Source organism: Sideroxydans sp. CL21 (assembly GCF_902459525.1).
GTDB lineage: Bacteria > Pseudomonadota > Gammaproteobacteria > Burkholderiales > Gallionellaceae > Sideroxyarcus.
Window position 1 is genome coordinate 2026901 of the sequence record NZ_LR699166.1, and the last position, 18895, is coordinate 2045795.

At 55.7% G+C, this 18895-nt stretch carries 24 protein-coding genes; 13 read left to right on the plus strand and 11 right to left on the minus strand.

All coding sequences use genetic code 11. From position 1 onward, the window contains the following. Window positions 1-21: 21 nt before the first annotated feature. The 5 genes from QOY30_RS09450 to QOY30_RS09470 all read left to right on the plus strand — a co-directional run bounded on the left by QOY30_RS09450 (window position 22) and on the right by QOY30_RS09470 (window position 4930). The gene (locus QOY30_RS09450; protein WP_283744362.1) at window positions 22-534 is read left to right on the plus strand and encodes a TlpA family protein disulfide reductase; all 513 of its coding nucleotides are present in this window, start codon (window positions 22-24) and stop codon (window positions 532-534) included. 64 nt (window positions 535-598) lie between these two features. Next, on the plus strand, window positions 599-835 hold the full coding sequence (locus QOY30_RS09455) for a hypothetical protein (protein WP_283744363.1): 237 nt from the start codon (window positions 599-601) through the stop codon (window positions 833-835). A gap of 542 nt (window positions 836-1377) precedes the next feature. Continuing rightward, a complete protein-coding gene (locus QOY30_RS09460) occupies window positions 1378-3003 on the plus strand; it encodes a HAMP domain-containing sensor histidine kinase (RefSeq protein ID WP_283744364.1) in 1626 nt (541 codons plus the stop codon). Continuing rightward, window positions 3000-3545, plus strand: coding sequence for a hypothetical protein (locus QOY30_RS09465; protein ID WP_283744365.1), 546 nt, complete (start codon window positions 3000-3002; stop codon window positions 3543-3545). Before QOY30_RS09460 ends, QOY30_RS09465 begins: the two co-directional genes overlap by 4 nt. After that, window positions 3542-4930 carry a sigma 54-interacting transcriptional regulator gene (locus tag QOY30_RS09470; RefSeq protein WP_283744366.1) on the plus strand — a complete coding sequence of 463 codons (1389 nt, stop codon included), beginning with the start codon at window positions 3542-3544 and terminating at the stop codon, window positions 4928-4930. Before QOY30_RS09465 ends, QOY30_RS09470 begins: the two co-directional genes overlap by 4 nt. 54 nt (window positions 4931-4984) lie before the next feature. On the opposite strand, the gene QOY30_RS09475 is transcribed toward QOY30_RS09470, so the two are convergent. Then, on the minus strand, window positions 4985-5353 hold the full coding sequence (locus tag QOY30_RS09475) for a thioredoxin family protein (RefSeq protein WP_283744367.1): 369 nt from the start codon (window positions 5351-5353) through the stop codon (window positions 4985-4987). Between the two features lie 86 nt (window positions 5354-5439). On the opposite strand from QOY30_RS09475, the gene QOY30_RS09480 reads away from it, so the two are divergent. Genes QOY30_RS09480 through QOY30_RS09500 form a run of 5 tightly spaced genes read left to right on the plus strand, consistent with a single transcriptional unit; the run spans window position 5440 to window position 10501 of the window. Continuing rightward, complete coding sequence (locus tag QOY30_RS09480) at window positions 5440-7254, plus strand: NAD(P)H-dependent oxidoreductase subunit E (protein ID WP_283744368.1); 1815 nt, start codon at window positions 5440-5442, stop codon at window positions 7252-7254. After that, window positions 7251-8003, plus strand: coding sequence for a 2Fe-2S iron-sulfur cluster-binding protein (locus tag QOY30_RS09485; RefSeq protein WP_283744369.1), 753 nt, complete (start codon window positions 7251-7253; stop codon window positions 8001-8003). Before QOY30_RS09480 ends, QOY30_RS09485 begins: the two co-directional genes overlap by 4 nt. Beyond that, a complete protein-coding gene (locus QOY30_RS09490) occupies window positions 8000-8539 on the plus strand; it encodes an NADH-quinone oxidoreductase subunit B family protein (protein WP_283744370.1) in 540 nt (179 codons plus the stop codon). The genes QOY30_RS09485 and QOY30_RS09490 overlap by 4 nt, the downstream gene beginning before the upstream one ends. Then, window positions 8532-10028 carry a Ni/Fe hydrogenase subunit alpha gene (locus QOY30_RS09495; RefSeq protein ID WP_283744371.1) on the plus strand — a complete coding sequence of 499 codons (1497 nt, stop codon included), beginning with the start codon at window positions 8532-8534 and terminating at the stop codon, window positions 10026-10028. Before QOY30_RS09490 ends, QOY30_RS09495 begins: the two co-directional genes overlap by 8 nt. Beyond that, window positions 10028-10501: a hydrogenase maturation protease gene (locus tag QOY30_RS09500; protein ID WP_283744372.1), complete on the plus strand. Its 474-nt coding sequence runs from the start codon at window positions 10028-10030 to the stop codon at window positions 10499-10501. Before QOY30_RS09495 ends, QOY30_RS09500 begins: the two co-directional genes overlap by 1 nt. 7 nt (window positions 10502-10508) lie before the next feature. Here QOY30_RS09500 and QOY30_RS09505 read toward each other — a convergent pair whose 3' ends face one another. The 10 genes from QOY30_RS09505 to QOY30_RS09550 all read right to left on the minus strand — a co-directional run bounded on the left by QOY30_RS09505 (window position 10509) and on the right by QOY30_RS09550 (window position 17247). After that, window positions 10509-11294: a TrmH family RNA methyltransferase gene (locus tag QOY30_RS09505; protein WP_283744373.1), complete on the minus strand. Its 786-nt coding sequence runs from the start codon at window positions 11292-11294 to the stop codon at window positions 10509-10511. A gap of 113 nt (window positions 11295-11407) precedes the next feature. Then, window positions 11408-12133 (minus strand): SMC-Scp complex subunit ScpB, encoded by a 726-nt coding sequence (gene scpB / locus QOY30_RS09510; RefSeq protein ID WP_283744374.1) that lies wholly within the window; start codon window positions 12131-12133, stop codon window positions 11408-11410. Then, window positions 12099-12908 carry a segregation and condensation protein A gene (locus QOY30_RS09515; RefSeq protein ID WP_283744375.1) on the minus strand — a complete coding sequence of 270 codons (810 nt, stop codon included), beginning with the start codon at window positions 12906-12908 and terminating at the stop codon, window positions 12099-12101. Before QOY30_RS09515 ends, scpB begins: the two co-directional genes overlap by 35 nt. A 6-nt stretch (window positions 12909-12914) precedes the next feature. Continuing rightward, complete coding sequence (locus QOY30_RS09520) at window positions 12915-13127, minus strand: GDCCVxC domain-containing (seleno)protein (protein WP_283744376.1); 213 nt, start codon at window positions 13125-13127, stop codon at window positions 12915-12917. 5 nt (window positions 13128-13132) lie between these two features. Then, entirely contained in the window at window positions 13133-14335 is a 1203-nt protein-coding gene (locus QOY30_RS09525; protein WP_283744377.1) for a tryptophan--tRNA ligase, read from the minus strand. A 14-nt stretch (window positions 14336-14349) separates the two neighbouring features. Then, the gene (locus tag QOY30_RS09530) at window positions 14350-15006 is read right to left on the minus strand and encodes a site-2 protease family protein (RefSeq protein WP_283744378.1); all 657 of its coding nucleotides are present in this window, start codon (window positions 15004-15006) and stop codon (window positions 14350-14352) included. Further along, window positions 15007-15636, minus strand: coding sequence for an L-threonylcarbamoyladenylate synthase (locus tag QOY30_RS09535; protein ID WP_283744379.1), 630 nt, complete (start codon window positions 15634-15636; stop codon window positions 15007-15009). Between the two features lie 3 nt (window positions 15637-15639). Then, a complete protein-coding gene (locus QOY30_RS09540; RefSeq protein ID WP_283744380.1) occupies window positions 15640-16500 on the minus strand; it encodes a 3',5'-nucleoside bisphosphate phosphatase in 861 nt (286 codons plus the stop codon). Continuing rightward, window positions 16500-16814, minus strand: a complete 315-nt coding sequence (locus QOY30_RS09545; RefSeq protein ID WP_283744381.1) for an RnfH family protein — start codon at window positions 16812-16814, stop codon at window positions 16500-16502. The genes QOY30_RS09540 and QOY30_RS09545 overlap by 1 nt, the downstream gene beginning before the upstream one ends. Continuing rightward, window positions 16807-17247 (minus strand): type II toxin-antitoxin system RatA family toxin, encoded by a 441-nt coding sequence (locus QOY30_RS09550; protein ID WP_283744382.1) that lies wholly within the window; start codon window positions 17245-17247, stop codon window positions 16807-16809. Before QOY30_RS09550 ends, QOY30_RS09545 begins: the two co-directional genes overlap by 8 nt. 35 nt (window positions 17248-17282) lie before the next feature. Between QOY30_RS09550 and smpB the strand changes: the two genes are divergently transcribed. From smpB to msrA, 3 genes are all read left to right on the plus strand, one after another. Beyond that, on the plus strand, window positions 17283-17762 hold the full coding sequence (gene smpB / locus QOY30_RS09555) for an SsrA-binding protein SmpB (protein ID WP_283746053.1): 480 nt from the start codon (window positions 17283-17285) through the stop codon (window positions 17760-17762). Window positions 17763-17777: 15 nt separating this feature from the next. Continuing rightward, entirely contained in the window at window positions 17778-18113 is a 336-nt protein-coding gene (locus QOY30_RS09560) for a hypothetical protein (RefSeq protein ID WP_283744383.1), read from the plus strand. A 120-nt stretch (window positions 18114-18233) separates the two neighbouring features. Further along, complete coding sequence (gene msrA, locus QOY30_RS09565; protein ID WP_283744384.1) at window positions 18234-18743, plus strand: peptide-methionine (S)-S-oxide reductase MsrA; 510 nt, start codon at window positions 18234-18236, stop codon at window positions 18741-18743. Window positions 18744-18895 lie beyond the last annotated feature (152 nt).

An 18895-nucleotide genomic window follows, 5' to 3' on the forward strand; every position in this document is an offset into this window, starting at 1 on the left:
GCTGTGATATAGGTGCTATAAATGAACGCGCAAGCAAAACAAAATTTGTCGGCCCCATTGAAAGGTGCGTTCCTGGCGCTCCTTCTGTCACTATGTTCGACCCACATGGCACTGGCGGGTGATTGGAACCTGAAAGACAAAGACGGTGTGCATTACAAACTTTCCGAACAAAAAGGCAAATGGGTGCTGATCAATTTCTGGGCACCATGGTGTCCTCCTTGTCTCGAAGAATTGCCGGGACTCGATGCTCTGCAGAAACAGCACAAGGACTTGCTGGTAATTGGAGTCGCGGTACTGTACCGAAAAAAACAGGAAGTCATCGATGCAGTTCGGTCAACGTCGATTTCTTATCCCATCATCTTGGGCAACGAGGATATCGCCAGTGATTTCGGCGAAATGAAAGGCATGCCGACCAGCTTTCTCTACTCTCCCTCAGGCAAACTTGTCGGCCACCATGACGGACCGCTTTCACAGACTGATATCGAGCAGGCGATTGCTCAAAAGCCTGCCTTAGCAGAACTGTTCAGTCAATAGATCCAATGCGATCTGCCAGCCAGACAAGGTGAAACAACTGAAGGGGACAGATTTCTAAACCATATTGTTCCAACGCCTGCGCGATCGTGAGGCGGTCACCGATGTCCAGTTGCAAGAGTTGTCCGGAACACGCGGCAATATCACGACTGCAGCGCTGCTGGCTGCCGGCATACCGCCAGAGCGTAAGCAGATCGCTGCTCCGGAAAAAGTGGAAGCCAAGGAACTTGATGTGCCATTGAAACTTGATCTCGGCACAACTTCCAAGTCGGCTATTCCCGCACCCAAATTATCCAGCATCTAGAATAGGATTTTCATCACGGTTCGACATAACCAAACCACTTGGCAACCTTCTGGTTGCTTTGCGGGACGGCCAGTAGTGCCAGCTAGCTGCAAACACAATTGCTTGCCTTGCCTCAAGCAACTCATTTATTTCATGTGCCGAATAGTGCGATGTCAAGTTTCTTGTCGAAATTGTTGATGTATTGGCCGATATCGGAAGCTGAGAGTTCGATAGGCAAGAAAAAAATATGCCCCTGAACCTCACGGAACAGGGGCAAATGTCTTAACAAAGGGGGAGAGTTAAGACGGCACGTTCAGGGTTAGGACGTGCCATGCCTATTAGAATATTATTAAACGCTTAAATAGTCAACATGACATTCTATGGAAACGGTCAGCGAGTCGGTCAAGAAAGGGGCCAAACCGCTTCCCCGGATCGATTCCGATTATTTTCAATCTGGGCAGGCAATCCACATATTCGGCCAGATGTTTGCCGCATGGGTGAATAATTTCCCCATCTTATCGGCGCTCGCTCATCCGTAATGTGCATAGCATGCAATAGATCAAATGTCGTTAAAGCCCGACAGTGATGCAAATTCACTTGCTGCTTCACCGAGCCGATTATATAGTCACCAACAATCCTGCTTTTATATCTCCCTGCCAAAAATATGGCGTGTTTTCTCTGCGGTTATCCAGGCCACGACACGATGCACGATGAGCAATAACTTTGTGGCGACTCTGAAAAAAAAATTATCAGGACTGCCCCCGAAATCTTTCGCCGGGTTAATTCTTGTCGGCCTGTTGCTTGTTGCCCTGCCCTTGATACTGCCGCTCATATACAGCACGGCATCGATCAGCCAACTTTCAAAACAAAGCAGGCAAGCCGTCTATCAGGCAGAGCAAATCGCACATTTCAGCCGCATACTGGTCGATCAGGCTGCAGCGATGGAACGCAGCGTCAGGTTGTCGCTGATTTTGGCAGACAAATCTTTGCTTAAGGGGTATTACCAGGGCCATGGAAAGTTCCGGGAGATCCTGCAGAATCTCTCGACACTCCCTCTTACGGACAAGCAGCATCAGCTTGTAAGCATCATGGATACATCCGAGTCAGCAATTTATTCCAGGGTGCAGAAAATTCATCTTCCACGAAAAAAGGCGGGGATACGGAATATCGATTTCACCCCACTGATGGATTCTACGCAGGAGTTTCTGATCCACGGGGATGCCCCAGTCGAGCATGAAGTGGAGGCGATGCAGGAAATGGCCGGGCAGGCAAACAAAATCACATACTGGTTGCTGATTGGCCTGGTGCCATTAGCCCTGTTGCTGGCTTTTGGATTTTCCATACTGATCACAAGGCCTATACGGCAAATTGACGATGCGATCAGGGCAATGGGAAATGGCGAACTATCGAATACCATCAAAATCGACGGCCCCCAGGATCTGCAGCAACTTGGGGATAGGCTGAACTGGATGCGCCTGCGCCTGCTTGAGATCGAGGAGCAAAAATCAACGTTCCTTCAGCATATTTCGCACGAACTCAAGACCCCGCTCACCTCGATCCGCGAAGGAGCAAATCTTCTCTCGGAAGGCATAGCCGGCAAGCTCACCGCCAAACAAAATGAAATTGCAAGAATACTTTTTGCCAACAGTATCCAATTACAGAAACGAATTGAAGACCTGTTAAACTACAGCGCGTTGCAGGCTGGGAAAGCCGCCCTCCACATACAGAGAGTGGCATTGAGAATGGTTCTGGAATCGGTACTGCACGACCAATATCTGGCAATCACAAATAAATCGCTGCAAATCGAACTCCTGTGTCCTGATTTAATGCTTGAATGTGACGAACAAAAAGTCAGGACTATTGTGGACAATCTTTTGTCCAATGCAATCAAATATTCCCCTCAAGGCGGGCTGGTCAAAATTCATGCAGGCGTTATCGATAGCAGTGTCAGGCTGGAAGTTCAGGATTCCGGCCCGGGTATAGACCCTATGGACAGAGAAAAGATATTTGATGCGTTCTATCAGGGACGCAAGGCACCTCAAGGACATATCAGAGGTACCGGGCTTGGCTTGTCCATCGCCCGCGAATATGTGCTGGCGCATGGAGGTTCAATCGAATTGCTGGAGATTCATCAAGGCACATGCTTCCGCATCACCCTTCCGCTGAATCGCGCCACAGCTACGCTATGAACCACAAGACTCCGTTTATCCTGATGCTGAAAGTGCTTGCCATCGCAACATTGCTTTCTGCATGCTCGGTTGTGCCGACTTCCCTCCCCACGACAAATCTCGTCGCTTGCCCTCCGCAGGCCCTTGCGCTCTCTGCCGATCGGGTTTTGCGCTACTACACCTGTCTGGGCACACTGCCAGCCTCCGACGTCGCCAGCGAATATCATGCGGTCAGCCTGAGCTTTTCTGAAACCGGCAGTAATTCGGACCGTCTCAAACTGGCAATACTGTTATCCTTGCCCGATACCGAGTTTCACAGTACCGCGGCGGCGCTCAATCTTGTAAAGAATATGCCTGCAGGGCCGGAACCTGTTCCCTCCACTCTGCCCGACCTTGCCCTTCTTTTGAGTGTGTTACTAGAACAACAGCAGCATGCGGATGACAGCATTTCCGAACTCAAAAAGGAACTTTCTGACGAAAAGGTGCATTCGGATTTCCTTCAAAAAAAGATCGATGCCGTCAAGGATCTTGAAATCAACCTGATACACCGGGATCAACCATGAGTGCAACGCAATTGACGATGGCACCCGCGCGCAGAATACTGATCGTTGACGACGATTCGGACCTGCTGCAGCTGCTATCCATGCGACTTGCCTCCGCCGGGTTCGAGGTGGATACGGCGAACAGCGCCGAGGCCGCCATCAACAGTCTGGACATTTCCAGGCCGCACCTTGTGATCACCGATATGCGCATGCAGGGCATGGACGGCATGGCCCTGTTCGATCATATTCACAAAAACATCCCGACGCTGCCCGTCATCATGCTGACCGCGCACGGCACCATTCCGGACGCAGTCGATGCAACGCAGCGTGGATTGTTCGGCTATTTGACCAAGCCGTTCGACAGCAAGGTACTGCTGGATCAAGTCGCGAAGGCGCTCCAGATTTCATTCGCGACGGCAGCGCAACCCGGCGAGGCGGACGAGTGGCGCGCCGCCATCATCACCCAGAGCCCGGTGATGGAAGACATCCTGAGCAAGGCGAAGCTGGTGGCCGAAGGAGATGCGAGCGTCCTGATCTGCGGCGAGAGCGGAACCGGCAAGGAGTTGCTTGCCCAAGCCATACACAATGCCAGCCCGCGTGCGCAACGGCCTTTCGTAGCCATCAACTGCGCAGCCATTCCTGAACAACTGCTTGAATCGGAACTATTCGGCCATGTCAAAGGTGCATTCACCGGGGCTGTGCGCGACCACAAGGGATTATTCCAATCGGCAACGGGTGGTACGGTCTTCCTCGACGAGATCGGCGACATGCCGCTTGTGCTGCAAGGCAAGCTATTACGGGTGCTGCAGGAAAAACAGGTAACTCCCGTCGGTGCAACACAACCCATTCCGCTCGATGTGCGCATCATCTCCGCGACCCACCGCAACCTGAATGACGAAATCGCTGCCGGCAACTTCCGCGAGGATATCTATTACCGCCTGAATGTGGTGGAACTGGGAATCCCCCCACTCGCCAAACGTCGTGAGGACATCCCGCTGCTGGCCAAACATTTCCTGTCCATCCTCGCCGAAAAATACAACAGGAAAACCAACGGTTTCTCCTCGGAAGCGATGGAAACGCTGATCAGCGCACCCTGGCCCGGCAATATCAGGCAACTCTTGAACGTGGTCGAACGCAGTGTCGTGCTGTCCACCACTCCGCTTATCTCGTCTGTACTCGTCCAGCAGACGATACACAAAGAAGAAGAAATACTGATGTCGCTTGAAGAGGCCAAGAGCCGCTTCGAACGGGACTATCTGATTCGCATCCTGAAGATCACCGAAGGCAATGTCACCCAGGCGGCAAAGCTATCCAAGCGGAACCGTACAGAATTTTACAAGCTACTACAAAAACACCAGCTCAGCCCTTCATTGATCAGGCAGTCACAGGATACTCAACAAAACTAATTGTTGGCTGTTTTGCCTTCAGCCAACAAAAAACTTCCGCGTTAAGTTGTTAAATCACACGTTGGCCTGATGATGAGCGATCAGTTTGTCGATGAACTGGCGCAAAAAGTGGTCCGGTTGAGAACTGTGAAAACGGTCGATTTCCACGCCGCGACTATAGGCTATAACCGTCGGAAATCCTCGGACTTTATGCTTTCCCGCGATGCGCATGTTCTCGTCGGCATCCACTTTGGCCAGCAGGAACTTGCCGTTATATTCCTTCGCAAGCCTTTCCAGATGCGGCCCCAGAACCTTGCATGGCGCACACCACTCGGCGCCAATATCCAGCAGGACGGGTGATTCTTGTGAACGGGCGACGACACGCTCGTCAAAATTGGCTTCTTCCACTTCGAATGAAAAAGGATGGGGGTCGTGCATGTGCATGTTCAATCACTTCCTTCTTGTACTGTTTATATTGAATAGGGGTAAACTGCCGCAGTACGTTTCGGTCACGGACTAACGACGACGCTATGCTACCAGACAACGAAATACGTTTTGATGCTTCCGGGCAGGTATGGCTGGAACAATTGGTACAGCATCATGGAAGCAATGCATCCAAACTATTGCAGATACTGCGGGAGATTCAGGAGCACTTCGGTCATATCCCGCATCAGATTGTTACCGAACTGGCCCAAAGATTATCCATTCCCCGCGCACGCATTGAAAGCGTGGCCTCTTTCTACTCATTCCTGCATCTGAAGCCACACGGCGAATACCGCGTCCTGTTCTCCGACAATATCACCGATCGCATGCTGGGTAGCCAGCCTTTGATGGAGCTGATGTGCCAGCAATTGTGGCTGCAGCCGGGCAAAGTCTCCGAAGACGGGCTGGTCAGCATCGGTACCACTTCCTGTACCGGCATGTGCGACCAGGGACCGGCGCTACTGGTCAACGGACGCGCCATCACAAACCTGAATCACCAGCGGGTACAGGAGATCGTCCAGCTGATACGCAACCGTACGCCGCTGGGAGACTGGCCCGCCGATTTTTTCCGCGTTGAAGACAATATCCGCCGCAGCGGCCTGTTGCTCGACAGCACACTGGCACCCGGGGAATTGCTGCGCGCTGCCCTGTCGTCTGGTGCGCAGCATGTCGTCGAGTCCCTCAAGGCGTCAGGCCTGCGGGGACGTGGCGGGGCAGGCTTCTCCACCGGTTTGAAATGGGAGGCCTGCCGCAATGCGCAGGGATCCGAACATTACGTGGTATGCAACGCCGACGAAGGTGAGCCGGGCACGTTCAAGGACCGCGTGCTGCTTACTCGGAAGGCCGATCTGGTCTTCGAAGGCATGACGCTATGTGCCCTGGCGGTAGGTGCGAGAAAAGGCTTTCTCTATCTCCGCGGGGAATACCAATATCTGTTCGAACCCTTGCAAGCGGCCTTGCAGCGCCGTCGTGAAAACAACCTGCTCGGCACAAGCATCCTCGGGCAGACCGGTTTCGATTTCGATATCGAGATACATCTCGGTGCCGGCGCATACATCTGCGGCGAGGAATCGGCCCTGATTGAATCGCTGGAAGGCAAGCGCGGCGTGCCGCGCAATCGCCCGCCGTTCCCGGTGACACACGGCTATCTGCAGCAACCGACCGCCGTGGATAACGTCGAGACCTTCTGCCAGGCTGTGCTGGCACTGCACATGGGCGCCGAAAAATACCGCGCCATCGGCACGGCAAAATCCACCGGCAGCAAACTGATCTCTGTGTCCGGCGATTGCCAGCGCCCGGGCATCTACGAATACCCCTTTGGCGTTTCGGTGCGCGAGATATTGCAGGACTGCGGTGCGGTAAACACGCTCGCGGTGCAAGTCAGCGGGCCTTCCGGCGTTTGTGTTGCGGAAAGCGAATTCGACCGCAGATTGGGCTTTGAAGATCTGCCCACCGCGGGAGCGTTCATGATCTTCGACGACAGCCGTGACCTCTTCGAAGTGGCGCGCAATTTCGTGCATTTCTTCGCGCATGAAAGCTGCGGTTTCTGCACTCCCTGCCGTGTCGGCACCTCGATCCTGAAACAGACCATGGACAAGATCGCCGCCGGACATGGCACGCGTTACGACCTTTCCGAGATCGAGAATCTTGACCGCGTATTGCAGACAACTTCCCACTGCGGCCTGGGGCGTACGGCCTGCAACCCGGTGCTGCATACCCTCAAGCATTTCCGCCCCTCCTACGAAAGCAAGCTGAAATCGCTGATGTTCTCACCCGCCTTCGACCTCGACGGATCGCTGGCGCGCGCTAGGCAGATGACCGGTCGCGACGATGCCGGCGCCCATCTGAAGGAGATCGAATGAGGGAAACCTTCCTGCTCGACGGCTCGACCATTCCATTCGAACCGGGCCAGACCGTGATGCAGGCCGCACTGGCTGCCGGTCATTACATCCCGCACCTGTGCTATCACCCTGAATTCAAGCCGCACGGCAGTTGCAAACTGTGCACGGTCAAGGTCAACGGGCGTACTGTGGCCTCGTGCACCATGCCTGCCGAGGCCGGACTCGAGGTGGAAAGCGAGATCGAGGAATTGAACGCATTGCGCCGCTCGCTGGTGCAGATGCTGTTCGCCGAAGGCAACCATTTCTGCCCTTCTTGCGAGAAGAGCGGCAATTGCGTGTTGCAGGCACTGGGCTATGACCTCGAAGTACACGCGACAGGTTTCCGCCACTTATATCCCGATCGCCCGCTGGATGCCTCGCATCCGGACATACTGCTGGACTTCAACCGCTGCATCCTGTGCGAACTGTGCGTGCGCGCCTCCGGCGAGGTGGACGGCAAGAACGTGTTTGCACTATCCGGGCGCGGCATCACCAAGCACCTTATCGTCAACACCGAGTCCGGCAAGCTCTCCGACACCAATATCGCGCTCACCGACAAGGCCATGCAGGTCTGCCCTGTCGGCGTAATCCTGCCCAAGCGTGTCGGCTTCAGTGTGACCATCGGCGAGCGACGCTATGACCAGCGCCCGATCAGCGCGCAGGCACTGGACGATGCACCAAGGCAGACCGATGCCAACGGGAACTGCGCAGCCTGCGAGGGTACGCCATGAGCAAGAAGCTGCGCGTCGCCACCACTTCGCTTGCCGGTTGCTTCGGTTGCCACATGTCCATACTCGACATCGACGAACGCCTGTTCCCTTTGCTCGATCTCATCGAATTCGACCGCTCCCCGCTGACCGACATCAAGCATTGCGGACCGTGCGATATCGGTCTCGTCGAGGGTGGCGTATGCAATGCGGAGAACGTGCACGTGCTGCACGAGTTCCGCAAAAACTGCAAGATACTCATCGCCATCGGCGCCTGTGCCATCAACGGCGGACTCCCCGCGCAGCGCAATCACCTCGACCTGGGCAGTTGCCTGACCGAGGTGTATCTCACCGAACCGGGTCTGCTGCATGGCCACATCCCGAACGATCCCGAACTGCCGCTGCCGCTGGACAAGGTGCACCCGCTGCACGAAGTGGTGAAGATCGATTATTTCATCCCCGGCTGCCCGCCTTCCGCCGACGCCATCTGGAAGTTCCTCACCGACCTCATCGCCGGCAAGACGCCGGAACTGGGGCATGGCTTGATCAAATATGACTGATATCAACGACAAACTGGAAACTGCCGCGCACCCCGAAAAACTGCGCCGTGTCACCATCGATCCGGTGTCGCGCGTCGAAGGCCACGGCAAGGTGACGCTGTTGCTGGACGAGGATGACCGCGTGCATCAAGTACGCCTGCACATCGTCGAGTTTCGCGGCTTCGAGAAATTCATTCAGGGTCGCCCCTATTGGGAAGCGCCGGTCATGGTGCAGCGGCTGTGCGGCATCTGCCCGGTGAGCCACCATCTGGCGGCATCCAAAGCGATGGACATGATCGTGGGTGCCACACTCATGCCGACTGCAGAGAAAATTCGTCGCCTGATGCATTACGGCCAGATCCTGCAGTCGCACGCGCTGCACTTCTTCCATCTGTGCTCGCCCGATCTTCTGTTCGGATTCGATTCGGAAATGGCCAAGCGCAATATCGTCGGCATCGCTGCCGCCTACCCCGAGATCGCCAGACAAGGCGTGCTGCTGCGCAAGTTTGGCCAGGAAGTGATCCGCATCACTGCGGGCAAACGCATCCACGGCACGGGCTCCATCCCTGGCGGAGTGAACAAGAACGTCAGCATCGAAGAACGCGATTACCTGCTCAAGGACATCGAACAGATCGTGGTCTGGAGTCGCGAATCGGTCGCCATTGCCAAACAACTGTTCGAGCAGAACCTCGATCTCTACAACAACTTCGGTCGCTTCAAGGCGCATACGCTCAATATGGTGCGCAGCGATGGTGCACTCGATCTTTACCACGGTGGCTTGCGTGCCCGCGACATGAATGGCAACACGCTGTTCGACCATTACGATTACAGCCATTACTGGGACGTGATCTTCGAAGACGTGAAGACCTGGTCTTACATGAAGTTCCCTTTCCTGCGCAGCCTGGGCCCGGAGACCGGCTGGTACCGTGTCGGACCGCTTTCGCGTGTGACACAGTGCGACTTCATTCCCACCCCGTTGGCCGAGCAGGCCCGCAAAGAATTCCTTGCCTTCAACGGCGGTTCGGCAACAGGCGCGACGCTGGGCTTCCACTGGGCGCGCATGATCGAGATGCTGCATGCCGCCGAAGTGATGCGCGATCTGCTGCACGATCCAGATCTGCAGGGCAACGACCTGGTCAGCAAGGGCGAGCGGCAGGAACGCGGTGTGGGCGTGATCGAGGCCCCGCGTGGCACGCTGATCCACCACTACAAGGTCGACGAGAACGACCAGATCGTGCGCTGCAACCTGATCGTCTCCACCACCCACAACAACCAGGCGATGAACGAGGCCATCCGCCAGGTGGCGCGGCAGTACATCGACGGACGCAAGCTCACGGAAGGCTTGCTCAACCACATCGAGGTCGCCATCCGTGCTTTCGACCCGTGCCTGTCCTGTGCTACCCATGCGCTGGGCAAGATGCCGCTGGAAGTGGAACTGCTGGATATCGAAGGTGACCGGGTCGATTTGCTGACGCGCTCATCCGATGGCTCGTTCTGCTCCATGGCCTGATGGTCGCTCCGCTCCTGATCTTTGCCATCGGCAACGAATCGCGCGGTGATGACGCGCTGGCACCGCTACTGATTCGCCGAATTCAAACTGACAAAATCGCTGCCCAAGTCGAACTGATCGAGGATTTCCAATTGCAGGTAGAGCATGTCACCGATCTGCTCGGGCGCAGTGCGGTGCTGTTCGTCGATGCCGATATGTCCTGCGATGCCCCGTTTCATATCTCCGAAATCGCTGCCGCACAGGACCATAGTTACACCAGCCATGCCATGACACCATTTGCGCTGTTGCACACTTTCAGGCAAGTTTATGGGACGAATGCCCCACGCAGTTTTCTGCTGCGCATACGCGGTTACGGCTTCGAACTGGGGGAAAGTATGAGCGACGAGGCATCGCTTAATCTGGAACTCGCAATGACCAAGGTGCGCAACTGGCTGGCATACCAACAACAGTTATATAGCCCCTGCACTACTTGATTACTACTTAACGCCGCTGTCTCACCGCTTCGAACAAACATACCGCCGTCGCCGCAGCAGCATTCAGCGATTCGACTTTGCCCGGCATGGGAATGATGAAATGCTGCTGCACCTCTTCCAGCAAGGCCGTGGACAATCCCGCCCCCTCGTTGCCGATGGCAAAGGCGAGTTTGCCGCGCAGGTTGCTATCGTAAAGGGATCTGTCTGCCTGCAGTGAAGCGGCCATGATCTTGCCGGTAAATTTGGATGCAACCTCAAGCAGATCTATAGACTCCGTAACACTCAATGCAAAGTGCCCGCCCATTCCGGCGCGCATCACCCTGGGTGACCAGGCATCGGCACAGCCTGGCGAAAGGAACACCGCATCGCAACCTGCGGCCGCAGCCGAGCGCAGGATAGAGCCAAGGTTACCCGGATCCTGGATATCCTCCAGCAACAAGGCGAACTGGCTGTGCCCTGTTTCCACTCTGGCCTGCGGAATATCGATCAGCGCGAGCAAGCCGTTCGGCGTTTTGAGTTCGGACAGTTGTGCGAACAAGGCATCGTCAAGCCGGGTTCGCGGCACATCGCCGCAGGCATCGAGCAAGGCAGCAGTCTCGGCATCCTGCAATGCCGTTTCGTTGACCAGCAGATGTTTTGGCCTGCCTCCCGCATCCAGAAAGGCACGCAGCAAATGCGGGCCGTCGAGCAGCGTCTGCCCGAGTTCTCGCCGTTCACGAGCTGAAGATGAAAGTTTATGCAGCGACTTATAGAATGGATTGTCGCGCGAGGAAATGCGCTTGATCGCGGTCATTGGAGTGAAATCCGCGAAGCGATTCGTTTGCTCTTTCTCCCGCGCGCGGGGGAAAGTTGGATAGGGGGGGGCGGACGTGGCGAGCATTACGCAGCAACTATTCGGCATGTCCGTTAGACGGCGTTGGTTTCGGATTCTGTTGTTGCGGAACCCGCGGCTTCGGATTCGGCCTTCGCCGGTTCATCCACAATACCCTCTTCCAGCAAGGTGCCCATCTCTTCCAGCGCGGGCAATTCCTGCAGGGAGCGTAGATTGAGGTCATCCATGAATTGCGGGGTGGTGGCATACAAAGCCGGTTTGCCGGGTGTATCCCGGGTGCCAATGCTCTCGATCCATCCCCGCGATTCCAGCGTCTTCAACACTTGCGAGGACACGGCGACGCCGCGTATCTCTTCGATATCGCCGCGCGTCACCGGCTGCCGGTAGGCGATGATGGCCAAGGTCTCCAGCACGGCGCGCGAATAGCGCGGCGGTTTCTGCGGATCGAGTTTATCCAGATGCACTTGCATCTCGGGGCGTGCACGGAAGCGCCAGCCGCTGGCAACACGGCTCAACTCGACACCGCTGGTGGCGTATTTGTCTGCCAATTGCTGCAACAAATCTTCAACGAACTTCGTCTCCACCGGAATTTCGCTCAGGCGTTTCAGCTCGGTGTTGGAAAGCGGTTCCGGCGAAGTCAGCAAAGCCGCTTCGAATATGCGCAGCAGTTGCACGGTATCTACCGCGTGCTCGGCTTCAACAACATCCGTTCGCACGGAGTCACCCCCCTCTTCTATGGGTTCAGGGCGATCGGCTGTGTCATGTTCACTCGGCAGTGATTGCTCGGCTGGTTCGGACATAGATGTTCCCCAAGGTTTCGGTTTGTGTGATCTCGACCAGGTTCTCCTTGGCGAGTTCGAGGATGGCGATAAAGGTGACGACCAGCATCGGGATGGTGGCGTCCACTTCAAACAGGCTTTCAAACGAAACAAAATCGGTATTGCGCAACTGGCGCAGCACCTTGGTCATCTGTTCGCGCACCGAGAGTTCTTCGCGGCGTACCCTGTGGTGTGCGTTAACCTTGGCGCGCGTAAGCAAGGCCAGCCAGGCATGGCGCAGGTCTTCCACCGTAACGTAAGGCAGGCGCTCGATGACTGTGCGTTCGATCAACACCTGCACCAGTTCGAAATCGCGACTGGCTTGCGGCAATTCGTTCAGCTTCTGCGCGGCCGATTTCATTTGCTCGTATTCGAGCAGGCGGCGCATCAATTCGGCGCGCGGGTCCTCTGCGTTTTCTTCCTCGCTGGCCTTGGGCAGACGCGGCAACAGCATGCGCGATTTGATCTCGATCAGTACCGCCGCCATCAGCAGGTATTCGGCCGCCAGTTCCAGCCGGTGCTGCTGCATCGCCTCGATGTAGACCATGTATTGCTTGGTAAGCGACGCCATCGGGATATCGAGCACGTCTAGGTTGTGCTTGCGGATCAGATACAGCAGCAGATCCAGCGGTCCCTGAAAGGACTCCAGCACCACCTCCAGCGCGTCCGGCGGAATGTACAAATCCAGCGGCATCTCCATCATCGGTTCGCCGTGGACATGTGCCAGTGGCACTGTTTTCAATTCAGGTTCGGTCATATCGCATCAGTGTTTGCAACAGTCTTGTTGTAACTGAATCGGCGGGCACGGCACCGTGCCGTATGAGCAGAAGACACAGCAGTCGCCGGATTTGGGACGCAGCACCGTGTTACAGGCAGTGCATTCATAAAAAAACTGGCAGGCATCGGTCGGCATGGTCTCTTCTTTCATCGCACCACAGTGCGGGCAGGTGAGTACCGATTGCAGGATCGCTTCCATGGCGCTTAACTGTATCCCAGGCCCATCGCCTCGCGCACGTCACGCATGGTTTCGCCGGCCAGCTTGCGCGCTTTCTCGCAGCCGTCGGCAATGATGTTGCGCACCAGGCTAGGGTCGTCCAGATAGAGCTGCGCCCGTTCACGCATGGGTTTCTGTTCTTCCAGTACGGCGTCGATGACAGGCTGTTTGCATTCGATGCAGCCGATGCCCGCACTGCGGCATCCCTGCTGTGCCCACTGTTTGATGGCGTCGGTGGAATACACCTGATGCAATTGCCATACCGGGCATCTGTCCGGATTGCCAACATCGGTGCGCCGGATGCGCGCCGGGTCGGTGGGCATGGTGCGGATCTTCTTGCTTACATCGGCCTCGTCCTCGCGCAGGCTGATGGTGTTGCCGTAGGACTTGGACATCTTCTGGCCGTCCAGCCCCGGCATTTTCGATGCGGCGGTCAGCATGGCTTGCGGCTCCGACAGGATCATTTTGCCACCGCCCTCGAGGAAGCCGAACAAACGCTCGCGGTCGCCCAGACTCAGGCTCTGCTGCTCGTCCAGCAACGACTTGGCGGATTCCAGCGCTTCGCTGTCGCCCTGCTCCTGGAAGCGCGTGCGCAATTCTTTATAAAGTTTGGCTTTTTTGCCACCCAGCTTTTTGATTGCGGCTTCCGCCTTTTCCTCGAAACCCGTTTCACGCCCGTAGATATGGTTGAAGCGACGCGCCAACTCGCGGGTGAATTCGATGTGCGGCACCTGGTCTTCCCCCACCGGTACCTGGGTGGCGCGATAGATCAGGACATCCGAACTCATCAGCAGCGGATAGCCCAGGAAGCCATAAGTTGAAAGATCCTTGCTGGACAGTTTTTCCTGCTGGTCCTTGTACGTCGGCATACGTTCCAGCCAGCCCAGCGGGGTGATCATGGAAAGCAGCAGATGCAGCTCGGCATGTTCCGGCACGCGCGACTGGATGAACAGCGTAGCCTGTGCCGGATCGACGCCCGCACCGAGCCAATCGATGACCATGTCCCACACGTTCTGCTCGATGATTTGCGGTGTGTCGTAGTGTGTGGTCAATGCATGCCAGTCGGCCACGAAAAACAGGCACTCGTACTGGTGCTGCATCTGCACCCAATTCTTTAACACACCATGGTAATGCCCCAGGTGCAGACTGCCCGTGGGGCGCATTCCGGATAAAACTCGATCAGCGAACATATGCCTGCTTCAAATTAAAAAATTGTTTCAATCATGCGGATGAATGAGCTCACCAGCGGCGAGAGTATCCAGCTCAGGATCGGCTGCCCTCCAACCGGTACCACTGCCAGCACGATCAGAATGACCATCCCGTAAGGTTCCATCTTCGCCAACTGGAAAGATTGCCGGTGCGGCAGCAGGCTTATTGCAACGCGTCCGCCGTCCAGCGGGGGCAGGGGCAACAGGTTCAGCACCAGCAAAATGGCGTTGATTGTAACTCCGAACTGCGCCATGCCTAACAATGGCTCGGCAAAATAACTGCCCGGCATGCTCAAAGCCACCTTGAACATGGCGCCCCAGAATAGCGCCATGACCAGATTGGCGGCGGGACCGGCCAGTGCGACCCACAGCATGTCCTTCTTGGGGTGGCGCAAGGCCGAAAAGTTGACCGGCACCGGCTTGGCCCAACCGAACAGAATGCCTCCCACAAACAGGGTCAGCAGCGGCAACAAGATCGTGCCAATGGGATCGATATGGCGCAGTGGATTGAGCGAAATACGCCCCTGTGCGTATGCCGTCATATCGCCGAAATGGCGGGCCGCATAGCCGTGCGCTGCTTCGTGCAAGGTGATGGCAAACAGCACAGGTATGGCTGCAAGCGCTATGGTTTGGATCAGTGCGTCGAAATTCATTTATTCCTCTATTCCCAAATGAGCGATGGGTCCCTTGCCGCGCCGCACCAATACCGGCGCATCGTTTGTCAGATCGATCACGGTGGTCGATTCCCCCCCTACTATTCCGCCTTCAATAACCAGTTCGACGAGTTTCTCCAGATGTTCGCGTATCTCCGCCACATCGGTCAACGGGTTATCTCCCCCCGGCAAGATCAGCGTGGTACTGAGCAGCGGCTCCCCCAATTCCTCCAGCAACGCCAGCGCAACCGGGTGATCGGGTATGCGCAAACCTATCGTGCTGCGTTTGGGATGCTGCAAGCGCCGCGGGACTTCCTTCGTCGCTTCCAGAATGAACGTGTAACTGCCAGGCGTGTTGTTTTTCAGCAGCCGAAACTGCGCGTTGTCTACCCTTGCATAGTGCGCCAGTTCAGACAGGTCGCGACACACCAATGTCATCAGGTGTTTTTCGTCCAGGCCGCGTATCTGGCGTATGCGTGCGACAGCCTCCTTGTCGTCCAGATGGCAGCCGATCGCGTAGCCGGAGTCGGTGGGGTAAACGATCACCGCACCGTTGCGCAGCATCTCCGCTGCCTGTTTGATCAGGCGCGGCTGGGGATTGTCCGGGTGTATGGAAAAGAATTGCGCCATAAATTAAGCCGCAGTCCCTTCCCAAAGCGTCCATACCGGGCGACACTCCAGCGGAAAATCCGGCAAACGTCCAAGGTCGCGGTAACTTTCTTCCGGACCGTGAAAATCCGAGCCGCAGGAACACAACAGATCGAATTCCTTGGCATAACGCGCGAACTCGGCATATTGAGGCGGCGTATGACTGCCGCTCACCACTTCGATGCCCTGCCCGCCCAGTTCGACGAATTCTTTCAGCAGTTCGAGCAAGGTCGTCTTGCCCATCGCGTTGCGTCCGGCGGTATAACGACCCGGATGTGCCAGCACGGCGACGCCTCCGCTGCCATTGATCCACGAGATTGCATCCTGCAAATCCGCCCAGGTATGCGGAACATAACCCGGCTTGCCCTTGACCAGATAGCGGTTGAAGACACTGCGCACATCCTTGCAGTGCCCGGCCTCGACCAGATAACGCGCAAAATGGGTGCGCCCGATCATGTCCGGATTGGAGGCATAGCGTAAAGCACCTTCCAGCACACCGCCGATACCGCAACGTGCCATCGAATCCGCCATCAGTTCGGCACGATGTCTGCGTCCGCTGCGTATGCCGCGCAGGCCTTCAGCCAATGCTGCATTTTGGGGATCGATGTGCAGGCCGACGATATGCAGGGTGTGCTTGCGCCAGGTAACCGAGATCTCGACGCCGTTGACGAATTCGATGCCATGTTGTGCGGCAACCCCGGCGGCTTCCGTAAGTCCCGCCACGTCATCGTGATCGGTCAGCGCCAGCACTTTGACTTCGCGTCCGGCAGCACGCGTTACCAGTTCGGTCGGTGTCAGTGTGCCGTCCGAGACGTTGGAATGGCAATGCAGGTCGTAGTCCAGCATCAGAGGTCACCGCCGCCCTTCTTCATGACTTTGCCCTCTTCGGCACGTTTGCGGCGTATTTCTTTCGGATCGGCAATCAGCGGACGATAGATTTCTACGCGATCCTTCTCGCGCAACACGGTGTCAGCCTTGCTCAATTTGCCGAAGATGCCGAACTTGTTTTTTCCAAGGTCAATCTCCGGAAACTTGGCCAGAATGCCGGAAAGTTTGACTGCTTCAGCAATGGTTGTGCCTTTGGGCACTTCCGACTTGAGCAGAACCTGCTCGGCAGGCAAGGCATAGACCAATTCCACGTATATTTTTTCGTCACTCATTTTTTACATAGACCTTGTCGGCACGATGGATAAAGGCATCCACAAAACTGTTGGCGATATGATGAAACACCGGCCCCACCAGCTTTTCGAGCAATTTGTTGGAGAATTCATATTGCAAACGGAACTCTATTTTACAGGCTTCATCGTTCAAGGGGATGAATTGCCAACTGCCTTCCAGATGTTTGAACGGGCCGTCCATCAAGGCGATGTTGATCTGGTGGGGCGGAGTACGCTGGTTTTTGGTGCTGAAATGCTGCCTGATATGGTGGTAGTCGATATGCAACGTGGCATGCATCGTCGTACCCTGCATTTCGTTGATGGTCGCCCCGCCACACCAGGGCATGAACTGCGGGTAATTTTCCACTTCGTCCACCAGCTTGAACATCTGTTCCGCCGTGTGCGGAACCAATACCGTTTTCTCTACCAGAGCCATGCTTTACCGAGCCGCCAATCAAAGGCTGGTAGAATATCGCAACATCAAGCAAAACACATCTTTACATGAGCATCATCCAGAACAAAAAAGCCTACCACGAGTACTTCATTGAAGAAAAACATGAAGCCGGCATCATGCTGGAAGGCTGGGAAGTAAAAGCCATCCGTGCCGGAAGGGCTCAACTCAAGGAAGCCTACGTCACCATCATGGACGGCGCGCTGTACCTGTTCGGCTCCCACATCAGCCCCCTGCTGAATGCCTCCACCCACATCCATCCCGACCCCGTTCGCACCCGCAAGCTGTTGATGCACAAGCATGAAATCGACAAGCTCATCGGCAAAGTGCAGCGCGCCGGCTATACCATCATGCCGCTGGACATGCACTACAAGGGCAGCCACGTCAAACTGGAAATCGGCCTGGCGAAAGGCAAGAAGGAGCATGACAAGCGCGCAACGGAACGAGAAAAGGACTCGAAACGAGAAGCTGCCAACGCAATGAAGAAAGAACGGCGCTAATCCGTATTTTTACACATGCGAAAACCATCCCTCCAGCAACGCCTGAGAGCAAAGAATCGTAGCCAGTCATTCATCGTAGCCGTCACCTGGTACACCGAGGAATCCTGGGCTCAGGTGAAGGCCACCGCAACAGATCCTGAATGCTTTGAAGCGTCGTTTCCAAAATGGGAAGCAACGGCAGTCAAAGCCCGCAGGGAGTTCCAGCGTTCAGGTGTTCGCGCGATTGAATGCCAAATTGCCCCTGAAGAGTTCTTTGATTGGTGCGCGCTGAATAGCCAGAATAACAACTCCACATCAAGGGCCGAGTTTGTCTCGACAAAGTTGACTGAAGCCCTTGAGACCAAAGCCTAACCCTGCAAGGATGCGTGGCTTTGCTATATTGCCACCTCCATTACAGATAGAATGGCTCGACTCACACTGTTTATCTTGCTGTTGCTCTTTGCAGCCAACGCCCAAGCCTAAGGACCAACCATGAACGACGCGACTCAAACCGCCTACCTCTCCGGCGGCTGCTTCTGGGGAATGGAAGAACTGGTGCGCCAAATCCCCGGCGTGCTGGAAACTGAAGTCGGCTACACCGGCGGCAATACACCGAATGCCAACTATGACGTCGTAAAAACCGGAAACAGCGGCCATGCCGAGTCGCTGAAGATCGTATTCGATCCCGAACTGCTCTCCTACCGCCACTTGCTGTTCGAGTTCTTCCGCATGCACAACCCCACCACACTAAACCGGCAAGGCAACGACGTCGGCACGCAATACCGCTCGGCGATCTTCTATTTCGACGAAGCGCAAAAAAGTACCGCAGAGGAAGTCATTTCGACCGTGGATGCATCGGGCGACTGGAAAGCAAAAGTGATCACCGAAGTCGTGCCCTTCATCGCGTTTTACCGCGCGGAGAACTATCACCAGAAATACCTAGTCAAGCATCCCCAGGGCTACACCTGCCACTACATGCGCAGCATGAATCTGGGTGAATAGCTTGTACAACCTCTTGGACTCAATGGAACTCCTTGACTTTCGGCTAGTCTGCTCCCAACCGAGGAAGACCAAACCGTAGGTCTGTAGCAGAACAGTGACATTAAAGTAATGGGCAGGTCACACCCCGTTAGTCTAAAATGCGCCTTTGTTTT

Excerpts from the sequence above, each read along its gene's own strand:
- QOY30_RS09450 (WP_283744362.1), top strand. The coding sequence starts at position 22 with ATGAACGCGCAAGCAAAACAAAATTTGTCGGCCCCATTGAAAGGTGCG.
- QOY30_RS09460 (WP_283744364.1), top strand. The coding sequence starts at position 1,378 with ATGTCGTTAAAGCCCGACAGTGATGCAAATTCACTTGCTGCTTCACCG.
- QOY30_RS09465 (WP_283744365.1), top strand. The coding sequence starts at position 3,000 with ATGAACCACAAGACTCCGTTTATCCTGATGCTGAAAGTGCTTGCCATC.
- QOY30_RS09470 (WP_283744366.1), top strand. The coding sequence starts at position 3,542 with ATGAGTGCAACGCAATTGACGATGGCACCCGCGCGCAGAATACTGATC.
- QOY30_RS09475 (WP_283744367.1), bottom strand. The coding sequence starts at position 5,353 with ATGCACATGCACGACCCCCATCCTTTTTCATTCGAAGTGGAAGAAGCC.
- QOY30_RS09480 (WP_283744368.1), top strand. The coding sequence starts at position 5,440 with ATGCTACCAGACAACGAAATACGTTTTGATGCTTCCGGGCAGGTATGG.
- QOY30_RS09485 (WP_283744369.1), top strand. The coding sequence starts at position 7,251 with ATGAGGGAAACCTTCCTGCTCGACGGCTCGACCATTCCATTCGAACCG.
- QOY30_RS09490 (WP_283744370.1), top strand. The coding sequence starts at position 8,000 with ATGAGCAAGAAGCTGCGCGTCGCCACCACTTCGCTTGCCGGTTGCTTC.
- QOY30_RS09495 (WP_283744371.1), top strand. The coding sequence starts at position 8,532 with ATGACTGATATCAACGACAAACTGGAAACTGCCGCGCACCCCGAAAAA.
- QOY30_RS09500 (WP_283744372.1), top strand. The coding sequence starts at position 10,028 with ATGGTCGCTCCGCTCCTGATCTTTGCCATCGGCAACGAATCGCGCGGT.
- QOY30_RS09505 (WP_283744373.1), bottom strand. The coding sequence starts at position 11,294 with ATGACCGCGATCAAGCGCATTTCCTCGCGCGACAATCCATTCTATAAG.
- scpB (WP_283744374.1), bottom strand. The coding sequence starts at position 12,133 with ATGTCCGAACCAGCCGAGCAATCACTGCCGAGTGAACATGACACAGCC.
- QOY30_RS09515 (WP_283744375.1), bottom strand. The coding sequence starts at position 12,908 with ATGACCGAACCTGAATTGAAAACAGTGCCACTGGCACATGTCCACGGC.
- QOY30_RS09520 (WP_283744376.1), bottom strand. The coding sequence starts at position 13,127 with ATGGAAGCGATCCTGCAATCGGTACTCACCTGCCCGCACTGTGGTGCG.
- QOY30_RS09525 (WP_283744377.1), bottom strand. The coding sequence starts at position 14,335 with ATGTTCGCTGATCGAGTTTTATCCGGAATGCGCCCCACGGGCAGTCTG.
- QOY30_RS09530 (WP_283744378.1), bottom strand. The coding sequence starts at position 15,006 with ATGAATTTCGACGCACTGATCCAAACCATAGCGCTTGCAGCCATACCT.
- QOY30_RS09535 (WP_283744379.1), bottom strand. The coding sequence starts at position 15,636 with ATGGCGCAATTCTTTTCCATACACCCGGACAATCCCCAGCCGCGCCTG.
- QOY30_RS09540 (WP_283744380.1), bottom strand. The coding sequence starts at position 16,500 with ATGCTGGACTACGACCTGCATTGCCATTCCAACGTCTCGGACGGCACA.
- QOY30_RS09545 (WP_283744381.1), bottom strand. The coding sequence starts at position 16,814 with ATGAGTGACGAAAAAATATACGTGGAATTGGTCTATGCCTTGCCTGCC.
- QOY30_RS09550 (WP_283744382.1), bottom strand. The coding sequence starts at position 17,247 with ATGGCTCTGGTAGAGAAAACGGTATTGGTTCCGCACACGGCGGAACAG.
- QOY30_RS09560 (WP_283744383.1), top strand. The coding sequence starts at position 17,778 with ATGCGAAAACCATCCCTCCAGCAACGCCTGAGAGCAAAGAATCGTAGC.
- msrA (WP_283744384.1), top strand. The coding sequence starts at position 18,234 with ATGAACGACGCGACTCAAACCGCCTACCTCTCCGGCGGCTGCTTCTGG.